At 65.7% G+C, this 16,082-nt stretch carries 15 protein-coding genes and 1 pseudogene; 11 read left to right on the forward strand and 5 right to left on the reverse strand.

The features are described from left to right. Positions 1-114 precede the first annotated feature (114 nt). Positions 115-621, reverse strand: a complete 507-nt coding sequence (locus BLU29_RS15050; protein WP_091059602.1) for an NUDIX domain-containing protein — start codon at positions 619-621, stop codon at positions 115-117. Positions 622-808: 187 nt separating this feature from the next. Here BLU29_RS15050 and pilM point away from each other — a divergent pair, with 187 nt between their 5' ends. The 7 genes and pseudogenes from pilM to BLU29_RS15085 form a co-directional block, all read left to right on the forward strand. Beyond that, entirely contained in the window at positions 809-2,413 is a 1,605-nt protein-coding gene (gene pilM, locus BLU29_RS18335; protein ID WP_172830281.1) for a pilus assembly protein PilM, read from the forward strand. Positions 2,414-2,637: 224 nt separating this feature from the next. After that, a complete protein-coding gene (locus tag BLU29_RS15060) occupies positions 2,638-3,573 on the forward strand; it encodes an Amuc_1100 family pilus-like protein (RefSeq protein ID WP_091059607.1) in 936 nt (311 codons plus the stop codon). Next, positions 3,570-4,490 carry a hypothetical protein gene (locus BLU29_RS15065; RefSeq protein ID WP_091059608.1) on the forward strand — a complete coding sequence of 307 codons (921 nt, stop codon included), beginning with the start codon at positions 3,570-3,572 and terminating at the stop codon, positions 4,488-4,490. The genes BLU29_RS15060 and BLU29_RS15065 overlap by 4 nt, the downstream gene beginning before the upstream one ends. Positions 4,491-4,501: 11 nt before the next feature. After that, positions 4,502-7,036, forward strand: coding sequence for a hypothetical protein (locus BLU29_RS15070; protein ID WP_091059611.1), 2,535 nt, complete (start codon positions 4,502-4,504; stop codon positions 7,034-7,036). A 56-nt stretch (positions 7,037-7,092) separates the two neighbouring features. Then, on the forward strand, positions 7,093-7,977 hold the full coding sequence (locus BLU29_RS15075) for a 5'-3' exonuclease H3TH domain-containing protein (protein WP_091059612.1): 885 nt from the start codon (positions 7,093-7,095) through the stop codon (positions 7,975-7,977). A gap of 99 nt (positions 7,978-8,076) precedes the next feature. Continuing rightward, entirely contained in the window at positions 8,077-8,289 is a 213-nt protein-coding gene (locus tag BLU29_RS15080; RefSeq protein ID WP_091059615.1) for a hypothetical protein, read from the forward strand. A gap of 194 nt (positions 8,290-8,483) precedes the next feature. Then, positions 8,484-8,762: pseudogene (locus BLU29_RS15085) on the forward strand (four helix bundle protein); the annotation flags it as partial. Between the two features lie 31 nt (positions 8,763-8,793). Here the strand turns inward: BLU29_RS15085 and BLU29_RS15090 are convergent. After that, entirely contained in the window at positions 8,794-9,528 is a 735-nt protein-coding gene (locus BLU29_RS15090; protein WP_091059619.1) for a response regulator transcription factor, read from the reverse strand. Between the two features lie 138 nt (positions 9,529-9,666). On the opposite strand from BLU29_RS15090, the gene BLU29_RS15095 reads away from it, so the two are divergent. From BLU29_RS15095 to rpsA, 4 genes are all read left to right on the forward strand, one after another. Further along, positions 9,667-10,542 (forward strand): carbon-nitrogen hydrolase, encoded by an 876-nt coding sequence (locus BLU29_RS15095; RefSeq protein ID WP_091059622.1) that lies wholly within the window; start codon positions 9,667-9,669, stop codon positions 10,540-10,542. Positions 10,543-10,614: 72 nt separating this feature from the next. After that, positions 10,615-11,667, forward strand: coding sequence for an agmatine deiminase family protein (locus BLU29_RS15100; protein ID WP_231962246.1), 1,053 nt, complete (start codon positions 10,615-10,617; stop codon positions 11,665-11,667). 106 nt (positions 11,668-11,773) lie between these two features. Continuing rightward, positions 11,774-12,229 carry a hypothetical protein gene (locus tag BLU29_RS15105; protein WP_157693926.1) on the forward strand — a complete coding sequence of 152 codons (456 nt, stop codon included), beginning with the start codon at positions 11,774-11,776 and terminating at the stop codon, positions 12,227-12,229. A gap of 204 nt (positions 12,230-12,433) precedes the next feature. Then, entirely contained in the window at positions 12,434-14,095 is a 1,662-nt protein-coding gene (gene rpsA / locus BLU29_RS15110; RefSeq protein WP_091059626.1) for a 30S ribosomal protein S1, read from the forward strand. Between the two features lie 57 nt (positions 14,096-14,152). Here the strand turns inward: rpsA and BLU29_RS15115 are convergent, their stop codons facing one another. From BLU29_RS15115 to BLU29_RS15125, 3 genes are read right to left on the reverse strand one after another with little or no spacing between them, the layout of a single operon-like run. After that, the gene (locus BLU29_RS15115; protein ID WP_157693927.1) at positions 14,153-14,725 is read right to left on the reverse strand and encodes a type II toxin-antitoxin system VapC family toxin; all 573 of its coding nucleotides are present in this window, start codon (positions 14,723-14,725) and stop codon (positions 14,153-14,155) included. Continuing rightward, a complete protein-coding gene (locus BLU29_RS15120) occupies positions 14,709-14,942 on the reverse strand; it encodes a hypothetical protein (protein ID WP_091059630.1) in 234 nt (77 codons plus the stop codon). The genes BLU29_RS15115 and BLU29_RS15120 overlap by 17 nt, the downstream gene beginning before the upstream one ends. A 33-nt stretch (positions 14,943-14,975) precedes the next feature. Beyond that, entirely contained in the window at positions 14,976-15,989 is a 1,014-nt protein-coding gene (locus BLU29_RS15125; protein WP_231962247.1) for an RNA polymerase sigma factor RpoD/SigA, read from the reverse strand. Positions 15,990-16,082 lie beyond the last annotated feature (93 nt).

Consider the following 16,082-nt stretch of genomic DNA (forward strand, 5'->3'; position numbering starts at 1 on the left):
CCGCTTTGAGCCTGCTTTGTGACCTCCGCGACCTCTGTGTTTAAAAAACGCTGTGGCTCGAAACCTTCAGGTCTCAAGTTTGCTTCGCCATCTACGCAGACGCTCCGTCAGGTCTCAGGTCTCTCTGCCGGTGATCTGCTCGATCGTGATTTTGATGGGCGAACGGGCGCAATCAGCTTTCAAGGCCACGAAGCTGTCGCGGTATTGGTCGAAAATCGGCCAGAGCGCGGCCTTGTCGGTCTCCGGGATGGGTAGGCCCTTGATTTTTTCGCGCGAGAAGAACGCGAACTTTCCTTCGCTGATGTCCGGCGGCAGGGAGGCGATGGGCTGCCGGCAGCGGAAGAGAAACATCAGCCAGTGCGTGTCACCCTGGTAGGCTTTCTCGGCGATCATGGCGAAGAGATGCAGCTCGGCGGCCGTGACCTGCAGGCCGGTCTCCTCGGCGGTCTCGCGCACGGCGCACTCAAAGGGTGATTCGCCGGTCGTCATCTCCAGCTTGCCCCCGATGGGCGTCCAGACGCCGAGATTGGGCTGCTTGGCTCGCAACAGCAGCAGCTGCTCTCCGGCGGCGTTTTCGATGAAGACCAGCACGCTGATCTTGTAGGGCAGGACGGAAGCCATGTGCGCAGGAGCATTACCTTTGCTCCCGCCCGGGCAAACAAATCCTCCGCGCGGGATTCATCCGCGGGCGCCGGCGGAAACCTTCTGGCGCGGGCGGCGGGCAGCGACCACCTGATTTCAGGGCATCAGATGCGCTGGCAAAAAGAGCGTGACCTTTGGATGGCCCCCGGCGACAAATCCGGGCGCCGTGGCGTCCAACCGCACATTGATCCTCGATTGTGGAGCCAGTCGCACGGCGCTGGGCGCTTTCAGCCGGCAAGGCCGGCGGTTGCGGTTCGACCATTACGCGGTCGGGAACCTGCCGGTTCATGCCGGCAGCGAGGACCACTGGCTGGAGCACACGCGGGCGGCGCTCGCGACCCTGCGGGCGAAGCTGAAGCCGGGTGGCCCGGTCGTGCTGGTCCTGCCCGCCCACCTGTCGCTGACGAAGCTCATCAAGACGCCCCGCGTGGACCCGGCCAAGCGGGAGAAGGTCATCCGTTTCGAAGCGGAGCAGAGCATACCTTACGCCTTGGACGACGTCGTCTGGGACAGCGTCGTGGCCGCCGAGCACGACCTCGACCTGGAGGTGTTGCTCGCCGCCGCCAGGCTGGAGGCGGTCGAACCCTTGTGTGCCGCGGTGCAGGCGGCGGGCTTCGAGCCGCGCCTGATCCTGCCCTCGTCGCTGGCGACCCTCGCGGCGTTCCGGCTGGTGCACGACACGCCCAAGGAGCCCGCGCTCGTGCTCAACCTGGGCGGCCGCTCAACGACGCTGCTGCACGTGGAGGGGCCGCGGTTTGTCGCGCGCACGCTGGCGCTGGGCGGGCAAGGCATCACCCAGCAGCTGGCGGAGAACCAGGATTGCGATCCCGAGGAGGCCGAGGCGATCAAGCTTTCCGAGCGCAGCGGCGGCCTGACCGCCGACGCCATGGCATCCCTCGCCACCCGGCTGGCGCAGGAGATCACGCGGTCGGTGCTGCATTTCCGGCGTCAGAGCGGCATGAAGAACCCGGCGCGCGTCCACCTCACCGGTGGCGGGGCCCGGCTGGCCGGCCTCGGCGAGGCCCTGGCCGCGAAACTCAAGGTGCCCGTCGACCGCCTCGATGTGCTCGGGGCCCTCGAGATCGGTCCGGGCGCCGCGCGCCACGATGCGGCCGAGCACGCGCTCACGCTGGCCGACCTCGCGGGCGCGGCCACGACCCAGCTGCGACCGGGACTGCCGCTGCTCGACCTCCTGCCGCCGCGGCGGCGGCGCCATGAAAACCTGCGCCGGCGGCAACCCTGGCTGGCCGCGGCGGCCGTCCTGGCGGTGGCGGCGCTGCTGCCCCCGCTGCTGCATTTCCGCGCGGTGGCCGCCGAGGCCCGACACCAGACGGACACCATCGAACGCGAACTGGCGCCCCTGCGCGAGCGTGACGCCCGCAATCGCGCCAACCTGCAGAGATTCGAGGTAATCAAGCAGGAGGTTGCCCAGCTGCAGGGCATCCATGACCGGCGCGTGAGCTGGCTGAACCTGCTGGCCGACCTGCAGGACCGCATGGTGCGCGTCGAGGACGTATGGCTGGAGCGGATGTCCGTGGCGTCCACCCCCGGCACGCCCCTCAAACTCGCCGTGTCCGGCCGCATGCTCGACAAGACCAACCCGCTTTCCAAGGTCAGCCCCGAGACCTTCAACCGCGTGAAGGCGCTGCTCGCGAGCTTCGTGGAGTCGCCGTTTGTCGCCAGCGTCGAGGCCGAGCGCTTCGACAACGAGCAGCCCGGCATCCTGAAATTCGACTTCGTGCTCGTGGCCAACCCGGCCCGGCCGCTCTGAGTTTCATTTTTTAACCCAGAGATCCCAGAGGACACGGAGCCCAAACATTCTTAACCACGGATTACACGGATGAACACGGATGGATTAATTGGAGGGCCCGCGTCCCTGCGGGCCACGGCTCGCAGGGACGCGAGCCTTCCACAACCAGGCCCAGGAAAGGGGCCCTCTGTGTTCTCTGAGACCTCTGGGTTAAAAATTTCGTTTCCAGTTCAGGAGGTCGCGCCATGAACTGGTTGAAACGCAATCCGCTGCTGGGGGCCGTGCTGCTGGCCTGCACACTCGCGCTTGCGGCGGAGGGCTGGTTGCTGGCGCAGGCCCGACAGCAGGCGGCGCGGGCCGTCGCGGGATTGCAGCAGAAGCAGCAGGAACGCGAATGGCTGGGCCGGCAGTCGCCGGCGCCGAGCGAGGCCAACGAGCAGGCCATCGACCGGGATTTCGCCCAGGCCGTCAAGGTGTGGGAGGATTTGCGCACGGCCCTGCAGGGTCGCGATCCGAAAATTCTCGAGACGCCGCCGCCCGCAAAGCCGACCGACGCCTATTTCGACATCGCCGCTTTCGTCGAGAAGATGCGCGCCACGGCGGCGCGCGCCCGGGTGATGATCAAGTCCGACGAGCGCTTCGGTTTTGCCACGCATTCGAACGAGGGGCCGGAGGCGGACCTGGTGCCGGCGGTGTTCCGCCAGCGGCTCGTCAGCCAATATCTCGTGGAGGCCCTGCTGGAAGCCCGGCCCCGCGTGCTGGTGAGCGTGCAACGGGAGCGGCCCTTGACTGCCGCGCAACGGGACCAGCGCAACCAGACCGGTCAGGCCAATGCGCCGGCCGCGGTCACGCCCGCCACCGGCGGGGTGGCGGCGGATTTCTTCGAGTTCGACGCCCCGAGTTCGCTGCGGGTGCCCGGCCGGGTGGAAAGCATGGCCTTCCGCCTCGAGTTCACCGGACAGACGCCGGCCTTGCGCGCGTTTTTGAACAGCCTCGCGGCCCTGCCGCTGCCCGTCATCGTCCGCCGCGTCGAAGTGGAGCCCTTGGCGGGCGAGGCAACGCCGGCCGCGGCGCTGGCTCCCGGCGCGCCCGTGCCCCTGGTGACGCAGAATCTTTCAAAGTTTGCGGTCGTCGTGGAATGTGTTGAGCTGCTGACCGCCTCGGAGCGGTCCGTCCTATGAGCCAACTCATCAAGACCAATTACGACAAACTGCTGGCCGCCCTGGCGGCGGCCGTGCTGGCCGTGAGCGGCGGGTGGATGTGGTCGCACCAGGCGGAGATCGCGCGTTTGCAGCACCAGCCCGTGGCGGTCGACCTGGCCGGCGCGGCCTACGCCCTTTCCGGCCTGACCTCGCCGGAGACCAAGCCGGTGGTCTGGGCCAAGCCCGCCGCGCAATCCCACGGCAGCGGCTGGCTCTACGAGGTCTTCACCCCGCCGGTCATCTACTACAACACGCTCGCCCGGTCCTTCACGGTGACCCCGCCCATGAATCTGGCCGACGGCGGCACGCCGTTCGGCCTTGAGTTGCTCGAGGTGAAACTCGAACCCTACCGGTTGCAACTCGCGGGCTACTTTGGCGAATCGGGCGACTACCTCGCGGCGTTTGTCAGCCCGGGCCAGCCCGAAACCCTGCTCGCGCGCAGCGGCCGCCGCTTTGAGCAGCTCGGCCTTACCCTGAAAAGTTTCGACGTGAGAAAGATCGAGGTGGCGAACACCGACGCGCTGCCGGTCTACGACGTGGCCGCGCTCGCCGTGCTGCTCGACGAGAAGACGGGCGAGGAGATCGTGCTCGACAGCCGCCAGCGCAAGCTGACCGACACGCCGCTGGCCGTGCTGCGCCTGTCCGCCCAAGGCGCCGCGCCGCGAATCCTGCATGAGGGCGACACCTTGGCCGACGATACCGCCACCTATCGCATCGAGCGCATCCAGCTCGATCCGCCCGAGGTGGTCGTGGCCAAGCAGACCCCGGGGCTGCCGCTGCCGGAGATCCAGATCCTCCGGCCCGCGGGCAAGGAAGGGGGCATTGCCGCCAAGCCGGCCAAGACCCGGAAATTTTCCGCCCCGCCCAAGACCGGCCTTGCCACCAACGGCAACTGATCGCCCCACGCATGAACCGCCCTGTCCGTCTTTCCGTCGCGCTGCTGGTCCTCGCCGGCCTCGTTTTGGGGCGGGCCTTCGCGGCGCCGCCCACCGCCCCCGACGCGGCCGAGACGAAGCTCCGCCTGCTCTCCGCCGCCCTGCAGGCCCGCGACACCGGAGATACGGCCGCGGCCCGCAAGAACCTGGAGGAACTGCTCGCGCTCAGCCCGAACGACGAGACGGTGAAGCGCCTGCTCGCCAGCCTGGACCGGCTGCCGGCGAAAAAAGTCACCGTGTCGGGCGGCACGCCGGCGCCGGCCACCAATTCCGCCGCCCTCGCCGAGGCCGACCAGCTCGCCCGGGCCGAGGAGGAACGGGTGGGCCGCCTGCTCATCGCCGCCGGCGCCGCGGCCAAGGAGGCCCGGGCCCTGGCCCGGCAGAACCAGTTTTCCGCGGCCCTCGACACCCTGGATCGCGCCCGGGCCAGCCTGCCGGAGAACAACCTGACCAAGGACGCGATTGCCGAGCTTGGCATCGCCAAGGCGGAGATCACCGAGGCCCGCGAGAAATATCTCCTGCCCGCCCCCGCCGCGGCGCCCGGGCCGGCGGCACCGGCCAAGGTGGAGGAACCGGTGGGCGGGGCGGCTCCCCCGGCGCCGGCCCCGAACGGCGTCTCCCGCCTGGTCGCGCGGGCCCGCAGCCAGTATCTCGCCGGCGAACCGGCCGCGGCCGCCGATACCTTCCGGCAGGTCGAGGCGCTCGAACCCGGCAACGCCGACGCCAGGTATTTTCTGGCCCGCATCGCGAGCGAGCGGGCCGCCGGATCCGCGCGGGCGCGCACCACCGGCCAGATGATCAGCGAGGTGGACCAGGCCTGGCAGCGGCCGGCCGTGATCGAGGAGAAGCCCGCCAGCGAGGCCGCGCACGCCGGACCGTCGCCATTGCTGGAGAAACTGAACACGATCGTGCTCCCCAGCGTGAACTTCAGCGGCATGGAACTGGGCCGCGTGGTCAACACGCTCAGCGTCATCTCGGAGGAATTCGACAAGACCGGCAGCAACCCCAAGGGCGTGAACATCGTCCTGCTCGACCAGAGCAACGCCAACCCGGTGGTCAACCTCACGCTGCGCAACCTGCCGCTGAAGCGCGTGCTCGACTTCATCACCGATTCCGTCGGCTACCAATACGAGGTGCAGGCGGATGCCGTCGTCGTGCGCCCCGGCGGCGAGCAGTCGGCGATGGAGACCCGGTTCTTCCCCGTCTCGCGCTCGACCGTGCTCCGCATGACAGGCAAGGGGGCGGCGGCCCATGCCGGCGCGGACCCGCTGGCCGGAGGGGCGGCGGCGAGCATGGAAAGCGAGGGCCAGGCCATCCGCAACTTCCTGCAGCTGGCGGGCGTGAGCTTCGAGGGCGTGACGGGCAGCACGCTGGCCTTCGACGGCTCGCAGCTCATCGCGACGCAGACCCCGCGCAACCTCGAGCGCATCCGCAACATCCTGAACCGTTACAACGACGTGCGGCAGGTCGAGATCGAGGCGAAGTTCATGGAAGTCCAGCAGGGGGCGCTGGACGAGCTCGGCGTGCAATGGAACATCGCGACGAAGGCCACGCAGAACAACGCGACCCAGGCAACCTACACGACGGGCAACGGCATCAACCGCACGCTCGCCGATGCCTTCCTCAACGCGACGACCTCCCAGCAGATTTCGATTTCAGGCACGGGCCAGCCGGCGGGCGGGCTCAACCTGCCCGCCGCGGCGCCGACCATTCCCGGCGGCGTGCTGCTGGGCGCGGGGGCCGGGCCGTTGGCCAACATCGCCGGCATTGTCGGCGAGTTCGATGTCCAGGCCGTGATCCGGGCGCTGTCGCAGAAGAGCGGCACGGAACTGCTCAGTGCGCCGAAGCTCACCGTGCTTTCGGGCAACCCGGCGACGATCACCGTGGCGCAGGAACTCCGCTACCCGCAATCCTACGGCCAGATCCAGAGCCAGGTGGGCACCGGCAGCCTGAACGGAGGCGGTTCGGCGGGCGTGTCGATCACCTCGGGCACGCCCCAGGACTTCACGACGCGGAATGTGGGCGTGGAACTCAAGGTCACGCCGACCGTCGAGGAGGACGACTATTCGGTGAGCCTCGACCTGAATCCCAAGGTCACGGAGTTCGAGGGCTTCGTGGAATACGGCGGGCCGAGCATCGCCATCTCCGGCGGCACGACGGTGACGGTGCCGCCCGGATTCTACCAGCCGATCTTCGCCGTGCGCGAGATGACCACCAAGGTGACGATCTGGGACGGCGCCACGATCGTCATGGGCGGCCTGACGCGCGAGGACGTGAAGAAGGTCAGCGACAAAGTGCCGGTGCTCGGCAGCCTGCCCGGCATCGGCCGGCTGTTCCGCAGCCAGGGGGAGAGCACGCAGAAACGCAACCTGCTGATCTTCGTCACCGCGAACCTCGTCAGTCCCGGCGGCTCGCTGAAAAAGCAGACGGGGACGGGCGTGACGCCCGGCACGCTTTACCAGAATCCCACGATCGTGACGCCCGCCGGCCCGGCCCCGCGGAAGTAGCGAGCGGCGCCACAAAATAGGTTTACGCGCCGCGGGTTTGCGGTTTGCGTCGGGCGATGGCGAAATGGCTTTTGGTGGACGGCTACAACATGGCGTTCCGGGCGTTCTACGGGATGCCCGAGCTGACGCGGGCCGACGGTTTCCCGACCGGGGCGCTGCACGGCTGGGTGAAGACCATGTGGCGGCTGCAGGACCAGGAGAAGCCCGACGCCATGGTGGTGTTTTTCGACCTCGGCGGCTCCCAGGACCGGCTGGCCCTGCACCCGGAATACAAGGCGCAGCGCAAGGAGACGCCCGAGCCGCTGGAGAAGCAGATCCCGGTGATCAAGGAGCTGACGCGGGCGATGGGCCTCGTGGGCGTGGAGCTGGACGGCGTGGAGTCGGACGACCTGCTGGCCGCGCAGGCGCGGATCCTGGCGCGAGCGGGGCACGAGGTGCTCATCGTGAGCGCCGACAAGGATTTTGCCCAATGCGTGGACGGGCGGATCAAAATCCTGCTCCCGCCGCCGACCGCCAACCCGAAGCTCGGCTGGCGCGTGCTCGACCCGGCCGGGGTGGTGGAGAAATTCGGCGTGCCGCCCGCGCAGATCGCGGAGTATCTGGCGTTGATCGGCGACACCTCGGACAACATTCCCGGCATCAGCGGCGTCGGCCCGAAGACGGCGGTGAAGTGGTTCCAGGAGTTCGCGAGCCTCGAGGGCATCATCGCGCACGCCGCGGAGCTGAAGCCCGAGCGTTTCCGCGAGGTGGTCGCCCGGGAGGCCGACAAGCTGCGGATGAACCTGAAGCTGACCACGCTGCCCGCGGAGTCGCCGCTGCCGTCCGTGGCGGCGGGCGAGCCGCAGGCGGGCGAACTGTTCGCCCTGCTGGAAAAACTCGAGATGAAGTCGAGCCTGACCGAGGCGAAGGAGCGTTACTCGGGGCAGAAAGAGCTGTTCTGAACCGGCGCCAGTGCGGCGGCCTGACAAAAGGCTGTTTTGGGAGGCAAACCGGACTTGCCAACGCGAGCGGGCAAACAAGTATCGGGTCAGGAGACGCCCATGGACAAAAAGACCATCATGAAGGAAATCATCGCCAAGGTGGGCCGCGAGCGGGCCATCGACATGGTGATGCAGTCCTACAACACCGAGCTCCTCACGACCCTGCTCAACCGCCTGGAAGAAGGAAAACCGAAGATGATCGGCGGCTACAAGCGGCGCGACCACCTGGAGGCCGCGCTGCAGCGCGTGGTGGAAGTTTGCGAACTGGCCTGATGACAGAGGACGGAGGACAGAGGACGGAGGACAGAATACAGAGGACGGAAGACGGAGGACGGAAGGGAATTAACTTACGGGCCAACAATGAATGAAGCATGCAAATCAGCCACTTCACGGAGCTCCGGGTGTATCAACGTTCATCTGAACTGGCCGGGCAGATATTTCTGCTCTCCTAGCATTGGCCGCCGGAAGAAAGGTTTGCGCTGACTGATCAGATCCGTCGCGCGGCGCGTTCAGTGGGGGCCAATGTCTCGGAAGCTTGGGGCAAACGACGCTATGAGGCGCACTTCCTCAGCAAACTGTCCGATGCTGACGCCGAGAATCACGAAACCGAGCACTGGTTGCTCACGGCCAAGCGTGACGGCTATTTAACGGACTCGGAATTTGGCGGACTGCTGGAAATCAAAAAAGACGTTGGCCGGATGCTGGGTGCAATCATGCAAAATCCCGGCCCCTTCCTGCTCGGGTAGCCGTCCTCTGTCTTCCGTGCTCCGTCCTCTGCTACTTCGTCGGCGGCTCGAAGATGTAGCCGATGCCGTGGACGGTCCGGAAGCAGTCGAGGGAGAGTCCGTTCTTCTCGAAAGCCGCGCGCACCTTGACGATGTATTGGTCGAGCGAGCGGCTGCGGATGTCGGCGTGCATGCCCCAGACGGAATGGATCAGCTCCTTGCGGGTGATGACGACGCCGACGTGGGTGTGGAGGTAGGCGAGGATGCCCAGCTCCTTGCGGCCGGTCTTGAGCGTGACGCCGTTGGGGAAATCGAGCTCGAGGCGCTCCGGGTGCACCTTGACGCCGAGAAACTCGAAGGGGCCGTCGGTGGTGCGGACGTTCTTGGTGACGTTGAAATCCGTCTGGCCCTCGGCGCGGCGGAGGACGGCATTGATGCGGGCGACCAGCTCGGTGTAGCTGAAGGGCTTGGTGATGTAGTCATCCCCGCCGAGGTTGAGGCCCTTGACCTTGTCCTCGTCCTGCGAGTTGGCGGTGAGGAAGATGGCCGGGGTGTTGATGTCCTGCTCCTTCATCTGCCGGAGGAGATCGAAGCCGGAACCTTCCGGCATGTTGACGTCGAGCAGGACCAGGTTGGCGAAATTGTGCTGGAGGAAGCGCAGCGCGGGGGCAATGCGGTTGTAAGCCTGGATGTTCATGCCGGCATCCTCGAGATGCTGCGCGATGACTTTCGACAGCTCTTCCTCGTCTTCGACGACGACAATCAGGGGGCGGGGTTCGGCGCACATGGTGGGATGACAGAGGAGTGTCGGGCTTGCTTTTACAATTAAGCGGCGGGTTGTCAAAGCCTTGTTGCAAGGTTTCACAGGCACTTGGAGCGGAGAGATTTCTTGTCATTCCGGCCCGGAGGCGTTCGCTCGTGGCTGATGAAAGTCACTTTGGGGCTGCTCCAACACGCCTGCGCCGCGTCGCCGGCCGAAAATCTCAAGAAAACCCTCGCGCTGGCCGAACAGGCCGCGAAGAAGGGCGCCAGGATCATTTGCACGCAGGAGCTCTTTCGCTCGCAGTATTTCTGCCAGAGCGAGAACCACGACTATTTCAAGCTGGCCGAGCCGATCCCGGGGCCCAGCACGGTGGCTTTCCAGAAACTCGCGAAGAAGCACAAGGTCGTGATCATCGCGTCGCTGTTCGAGAAGCGCGCCGGCGGGCTTTACCACAACACCGCGGTCATCATTGATGCGGACGGCAAACTGCTCGGCATCTACCGGAAGATGCACATCCCGGACGATCCGCTCTACTACGAGAAATTCTACTTCACCCCCGGCGACACGGGCTTCAAGGCCTGGCAGACCAAGTATGGCAAGATCGGCGTGCTCATCTGCTGGGACCAGTGGTATCCCGAGGGCGCGCGACTCACGGCACTGCAGGGCGCGGAGATCCTGTTCTACCCGACGGCGATCGGCTGGCATCCCAGCGAGAAGCAGGAATTCGGGACCGACCAGCACGGCGCGTGGGAGACCATCCAGCGCTCGCACGGCGTCGCCAACGGCTGCTATGTCGCGGTCACCAACCGCATCGGCACCGAGACGCCCATTGGCGGCGACGGCATCGAGTTCTGGGGCCAGAGCTTCGTCGCGGGCACCAGCGGGCAGATCCTCGCCAAGGCCAGCGTCAACAAGGAGGAAATCCTCCTCGTGCCGATCGACCTGGGCAAGGTGGACGTCACCCGCACGCACTGGCCGTTCCTGCGCGACCGGCGCATCGACGCCTACGGCGACCTGACCAAACGCTACATCGACTGAATCACCCGTGGTGGAGGGCTCGCGTCCCTGCGAGCCGGCCCGCAGAAACGCGGGCCCTCCATCCGCACCACGATGTCCGCGTCGAAATTCACCAACACGCCCGCCGCCCTCGGCTTCCGCATGCCGGCCGAGTGGGAGCCACAGGCCGCCCTCTGGCTGTCCTGGCCGCACAACCGGGAGACGTGGCCCGGCCAGTTCCGACCGATCCCCGGCGTGTTCGCCGGCATCGTCGCGCAGATCAGCCGCTTTGAGCCGGTGCGGATCAATTGCGCCGCCGCGTTGCAGCCGCGGGCCCGGCGCCTGTGCGGGCAGGCCGGCGCCGACCTGACGCGGGTCACCTTCTACAACCACCCGACCAACGACGCCTGGTGCCGCGATCACGGCCCGATCTTTGTGCGGAACGACCGGTCGCGCGAAGTCGCCGTGACCGACTGGGTGCACAATGCCTGGGGCAACAAGTATCCGCCCTACGACCTCGACAACCAGATCCCGCCGCGCATCGCGCAGAAGCTCGGGATGCGCCGCTTCGAGAACGACATGGTGCTCGAGGGCGGCTCGATCGACGTGAACGGCCAGGGCCTGCTGCTGACGAGCGAGCAGTGCCTGCTGAACAAGAACCGCAACCCGCACCTGTTCCGCGAGGAAATCGAGCGAAACCTGATGGATTACCTCGGGGTGAAGCAGGTGCTGTGGGTGGGCGAGGGGATCGTCGGCGACGACACCGACGGCCATATCGACGACATCACGCGCTTCTTCAAGCCCGACGGCTTCGTCACCGTGGTGGAGCCGAACAAGCGCGACCCGAACCACAAGCTGCTCGAGGAAAATCTGGAACGTCTGAAAGGCTTTCGCACGCCGGCCGGCAAGAAGTTCGACATCGTGAAGCTGCCGATGCCGAAGCCGTTCGGTTTCCGCGGCCAGCAGGTGCCGGCCAGCTACGCGAATTTCCTCGTCATCAACGGCGCGGTGCTCGTGCCGCAGTTCCGGCAGAAGAAACGCGATGCCGAAGTGTGTGCAATCATCGGGAACTGCTTCCCGGGGCGGGAGGTCATTCCGATCGATTGCTACCACCTGATCTGGGGCCTCGGCACCCTGCACTGCATCTCGCAGCAGCAGCCCGCCTGAACCTCCTTTTCTGTCATTCGGCGCAGCGCGAAGAATCCATCATGATATCCGCAATCAACCATCCCGATGGAGCCTTCACTTCGTTCAGGATGACACCCCATAAACCATGAAACTCATTCGAAGCTTCCTTTTGCTGGTGGCGTCCGCCTTTTTGCTCGGCGGCTGCGAATCCATGGAGGACCGTTTCAGTGCGGTGCCGCCCAAGGTGCAGGTGTTCAATGGCGACCAGGTGGTCGTCAGTGCGGCGGCGCTGCAGGCCTTCAAGCGGCTGGATTTTCTCGTGACCCGCTCCAAGGGCCGGGACTTGGAGGCGGTCAGCCGCATCCACACCAGCGCGGCCTTTGCCGACTCGCGCCAACTTACGGCGAAGGTGCACCTGAGCGATGTCGGGCCGGGCAAAACCGAGGTCGAACTGGGCCTGACCGAGCAGGTGCAAAGCGAGCATCTAGGCGGGACCAGCCAGCAGACCCTGCGCGACCACAGTTTCTTCCAGCTTTATTTCACTACCCTGCAGCAGGTTCTGGATGAAGGCGGCGCGGCCGGGGCGGCCAATAAAAACTGATTTTGCTCTTGCCGGGGACGGAGGGATAAGGGACTTTGAACCTTCCGCGGCGTTCTTAAGTCAAGCCGGTGTTGCCGCGACACTTCCACCGGTTTGTCCGACAGTCCAACCCTCAACCAACGGATCCGCAAGGATCCACGCCGGAAGCCGTCCGCCCCGAAGTAAGCGGCCGTCGTTCCGACCACAGTCAATATGAGTTCGTTAATGCAAGACCTGCTCGCCCAGAGCTCCTTCGACAAGCTGAAGGAAGGCTCGATCGTCTCGGGCGTCATCACCGAAATCCGCGCCAATGAAGTCGTCGTCGACATCGGCGGCAAAGCGGAAGGCGTCATCCCCGCCAATGAGTTCGCCGATCTCGGCGAGCTCCAGATTGGCTCCACCATCGAGGTCATCCTCGAGAAGCTCGAGGACAAGGAGGGCAACCCCATCCTCTCCTACGAGCAGGCCCAACAGAAGAAGAACTGGGAGAACATCCTCATCAAGTGCCAGGAGGGCTCCGTGGTCCCCGGCCGCGTCAAGGCCAAGGTCAAGGGCGGCCTGATCGTCTCGATCGGCGTCGATTCCTTCCTGCCCGCCTCGCACATCGACATCCAGCCCCCCAAGAACCTGGATCAATACGTCGGCCAGACCTACGATTTCAAGGTCCTCAAGATCAACCACGAGCGCCAGAACATCGTCCTCTCGCGCCGCGAACTGATCGAGGAGCAGCGCGTCAACAAGCGCCGCGACCTGCTGGAGAAGCTGCAACCCGGCCAGATCCGCAAGGGCGTCGTCAAGAACATCACCGACTTCGGCGCGTTCATCGACCTCGACGGCATGGACGGCCTGCTGCACATCACCGACATGAGCTGGGGCCGCATCGGCCACCCGTCCGAGCTGCTGAAGCAGGGCGAGGAGATCGAGGTGATGATCATCGACATCAACCGCGAGAAAGAGCGCGTGTCGCTCGGCCTCAAGCAGACCAAGAACAATCCGTGGGACAACATCGACCACAAGTTCCCCGTCGGCTCCAAGATCCACGGCAAGGTCGTCAACCTCGTCCCCTACGGCGCGTTCATCGAACTCGAGCCGGGCGTCGAGGGCCTCGTCCACATCACCGAGATGTCCTGGACCAAGCGCATCAGCAAACCCTCCGAGCTGCTCAAGGTCGGCCAGGAGCTCGATGCGGTCGTCCTCGGCATCCAGAAGGAAGAGCAGAAGATCTCCCTGGGTCTCCGCCAGCTGGAGCCGAACCCGTGGGACATGGTCCGCCACAACTACCCGGTGGGCGCCCGCGTCCGCGGCAAGGTCCGCAACATGACCACCTACGGCGCCTTCGTCGAACTCGAGGAAGGCATCGACGGCATGGTGCATGTCTCCGACATGTCCTGGACCCGCAAGATCAACCACCCGTCCGAGATGCTCAAGAAGGGCGACGAAGTGGACGCCATCGTCCTCGACGTCGATCCGAACCAGCAGCGCATCAGCCTCGGCATGAAGCAGCTCGCGACGGATCCGTGGACCGACATCGACAGCTTCTTCCGCATCGGCGACGTCGTCCCGGGCGTGATCTCCAAGGTCACGACCTTCGGCGCCTTCGTCGAGCTGAAGGACGGCATCGACGGCCTCGTGCACATCTCGCAGATCCAGGAAGACCGCGTGGACAAGATCAAGGACGTGCTCAAGCCCGGCCAGGAAGTCACCGCCCGCGTCATCAAGATCGACCGCGAGCAGCGCCGCATCGGCCTCTCGATCAAGGCCGCCAACTACTCCGCCGAGCAACTGGCGCAGGAGACGGCGACCTACGACCAGTTCGCGAAGAGTTCCGGCGCTTCCGACCTCACGAACCTCGGCGACATCTTCGACGAGGCTTCCAAGAAGGAATAAGGTCCGCCCAGTCGAAACACTTCAAAGGCGTCCCGCACGAGCGGGGCGCCTTTTTTTTCAACCCATGGTGCCGGTCGCATTGCCCAGGCTTTCCATCAGGGCGGAGGTCTCGGCGAGATAGTCCCGGGCCCAATGCAGGACGAGGAGGGCGAGGGCGGAAGACGACGCGCGGCCGCCGGCTTGGTCGTTTTCCCGGGAAACCCCCGCGGGCAAACCGGCGGTGCGGCCGGAGGGTTCTTTTTTGACGGCAATGAAGCGGGCCTGGAGGCCGGGCAGCCGCCGGAACGCCTGGTCGGTGGTGATCAGCGGGATGTCGTGCTCCAAGGAGTGGGCTGCGATCCAGCAGGACAAATCCGGCAGCTCGGCTCCCTGGGCGGCCAGCTCCGCCCGCAGCTCGGCGTAGTGATCGGCCGTGCGGGCCGTGGGAACCAGCACCTCGAAGGGCGCGAGGAAGAGCCGGGCCGCGATCACCGTGGCGGCGGTCGCCTGGGTCTGGAATTGCGCGTGCAGGTATTCGCCCAACACCTGCGTGCATACCACGGGCGGATAAAGTTTCAGCGCGAGGGCTTCGACCCGCCGGTCGCGCCGGCGGAGCAGTTCCAGCGCTCCAGTGTCAAACAGGGCCGGCACGGGTCGCAACCTTGGCCCGGGTGATGGTGAGGGTTTTCAGCAGCCAGTCTCCCGCCCGGTCAAGTTCCGCGTTGGCCGGACGTGCCCAGAACACCTTGTTCGCCGTGGTGACTTTTCTCGGCGAGCGGGTTGTTGTCTTGGGCGGGAGCGCAGCGGCCATGGACAGAAGGAAATCGCCGGCCCGCTTGGGTTCAACCGAAAATGAAAAGGCGCTCATGTGAAATGAGCGCCTTGATTTAGGTGGCTGGAGCTATTGCGCTACGCCGGCGCCCTTCAAAACGAAATCCCGAATGACCTCGGCGCGCTGCTCGGCGTGGCGCTCTTCCTCGACCTCGTCGGCGGTGCGGATCTTGTTATGGCTCTGCATCTGCCGGCGGATCTTCGCCAGGGCGAGATACTCGAGCTGACGGATGCGCTCGCGGGTGACCTTGAACTTCTTGCCGACCTCCTCGAGCGTCAGCTCCTTCTGGCCCTCGAGGCCGAAGCGCAGCTTGATGATGCTGGCCTCGCGGGGATCGAGGGAGTTGACCATGGCGCTGAGGTCCTCCTTGAGGTTCTTGTCGCCCAGGCCCTCATAAGGGCTGACGGCCGCGTCGTCGCCGACGAGGTCGCCGAGCGTCGCGGAGTCGTTGTCTTCGCCGACGGGAGCGTCCAGCGAGGCCGGGCGCACACTGACGGTCTTGAGCAGGGCGACCTTTGCGGTCGGGATCTGCAACTCGGCGGCGATCTCCTCGTTCTCGGGTTCGCGGCCGAGCTCGTCGGTGAGCTTGGCGATCATCTTCCGCATGCGGGAGATCTTGTCCACGAGGTGGACGGGGAGGCGGATGGTCTTGGACTGGTTGGCCAGGGCGCGCTTCATCGACTGCTTGATCCACCACGCAGCGTAGGTGGAAAGCTTGCCGCCCTTGGCGGGATCGAAGCGCTCGACGGCCTTGATCAGGCCGAGGTTGCCCTCGCTGATGAGGTCCATCAGCGGGAGGCCCATCTGGTTGTAGTCGTAGGCGATCTTCACGACGAGGCGCAGGTTGGCCTTGATCATGTGGTCGCGGGCCGCCTTGTCGCCCTTCTTGATGCGGGCGGCGAGCTGGATCTCCTCGGCGATGGTCAGGAGGGGAGTCTGGCGGATCTCGTTGAGATAGAGCTGGAGGTTCGAGCGCTCGTCGCGCCGATCGACCGGGGAGGCCTGGTCGAACTGGGAAGGAGCGGCGGCGGCCTTGATCTCCGGCCGGAGGGAAAGGCCTTCCTCGGGGGAAGGGATGTGCACGGGAGCCGAGGTGCGATCCGCAGGCATCGCGACTGCTACCGGCGTGGAGCGGAGAGTCTTTTTGCGGTTAGGCATGATTGGTAAGTCTGACGT

Origin of the sequence: Opitutus sp. GAS368, assembly GCF_900104925.1 — a bacterium.
GTDB lineage: Bacteria > Verrucomicrobiota > Verrucomicrobiia > Opitutales > Opitutaceae > Lacunisphaera.

Coding starts and splice junctions, on each gene's coding strand:
- BLU29_RS15095 (WP_091059622.1), top strand. CDS start 9,667: ATGAAAGTCACTTTGGGGCTGCTCCAACACGCCTGCGCCGCGTCGCCG.
- BLU29_RS15080 (WP_091059615.1), top strand. CDS start 8,077: ATGGACAAAAAGACCATCATGAAGGAAATCATCGCCAAGGTGGGCCGC.
- BLU29_RS15050 (WP_091059602.1), bottom strand. CDS start 621: ATGGCTTCCGTCCTGCCCTACAAGATCAGCGTGCTGGTCTTCATCGAA.
- BLU29_RS15090 (WP_091059619.1), bottom strand. CDS start 9,528: ATGTGCGCCGAACCCCGCCCCCTGATTGTCGTCGTCGAAGACGAGGAA.
- BLU29_RS15070 (WP_091059611.1), top strand. CDS start 4,502: ATGAACCGCCCTGTCCGTCTTTCCGTCGCGCTGCTGGTCCTCGCCGGC.
- rpsA (WP_091059626.1), top strand. CDS start 12,434: ATGCAAGACCTGCTCGCCCAGAGCTCCTTCGACAAGCTGAAGGAAGGC.
- BLU29_RS15100 (WP_231962246.1), top strand. CDS start 10,615: ATGTCCGCGTCGAAATTCACCAACACGCCCGCCGCCCTCGGCTTCCGC.
- BLU29_RS15105 (WP_157693926.1), top strand. CDS start 11,774: ATGAAACTCATTCGAAGCTTCCTTTTGCTGGTGGCGTCCGCCTTTTTG.
- BLU29_RS15120 (WP_091059630.1), bottom strand. CDS start 14,942: ATGAGCGCCTTTTCATTTTCGGTTGAACCCAAGCGGGCCGGCGATTTC.
- BLU29_RS15065 (WP_091059608.1), top strand. CDS start 3,570: ATGAGCCAACTCATCAAGACCAATTACGACAAACTGCTGGCCGCCCTG.
- BLU29_RS15075 (WP_091059612.1), top strand. CDS start 7,093: ATGGCGAAATGGCTTTTGGTGGACGGCTACAACATGGCGTTCCGGGCG.
- BLU29_RS15060 (WP_091059607.1), top strand. CDS start 2,638: ATGAACTGGTTGAAACGCAATCCGCTGCTGGGGGCCGTGCTGCTGGCC.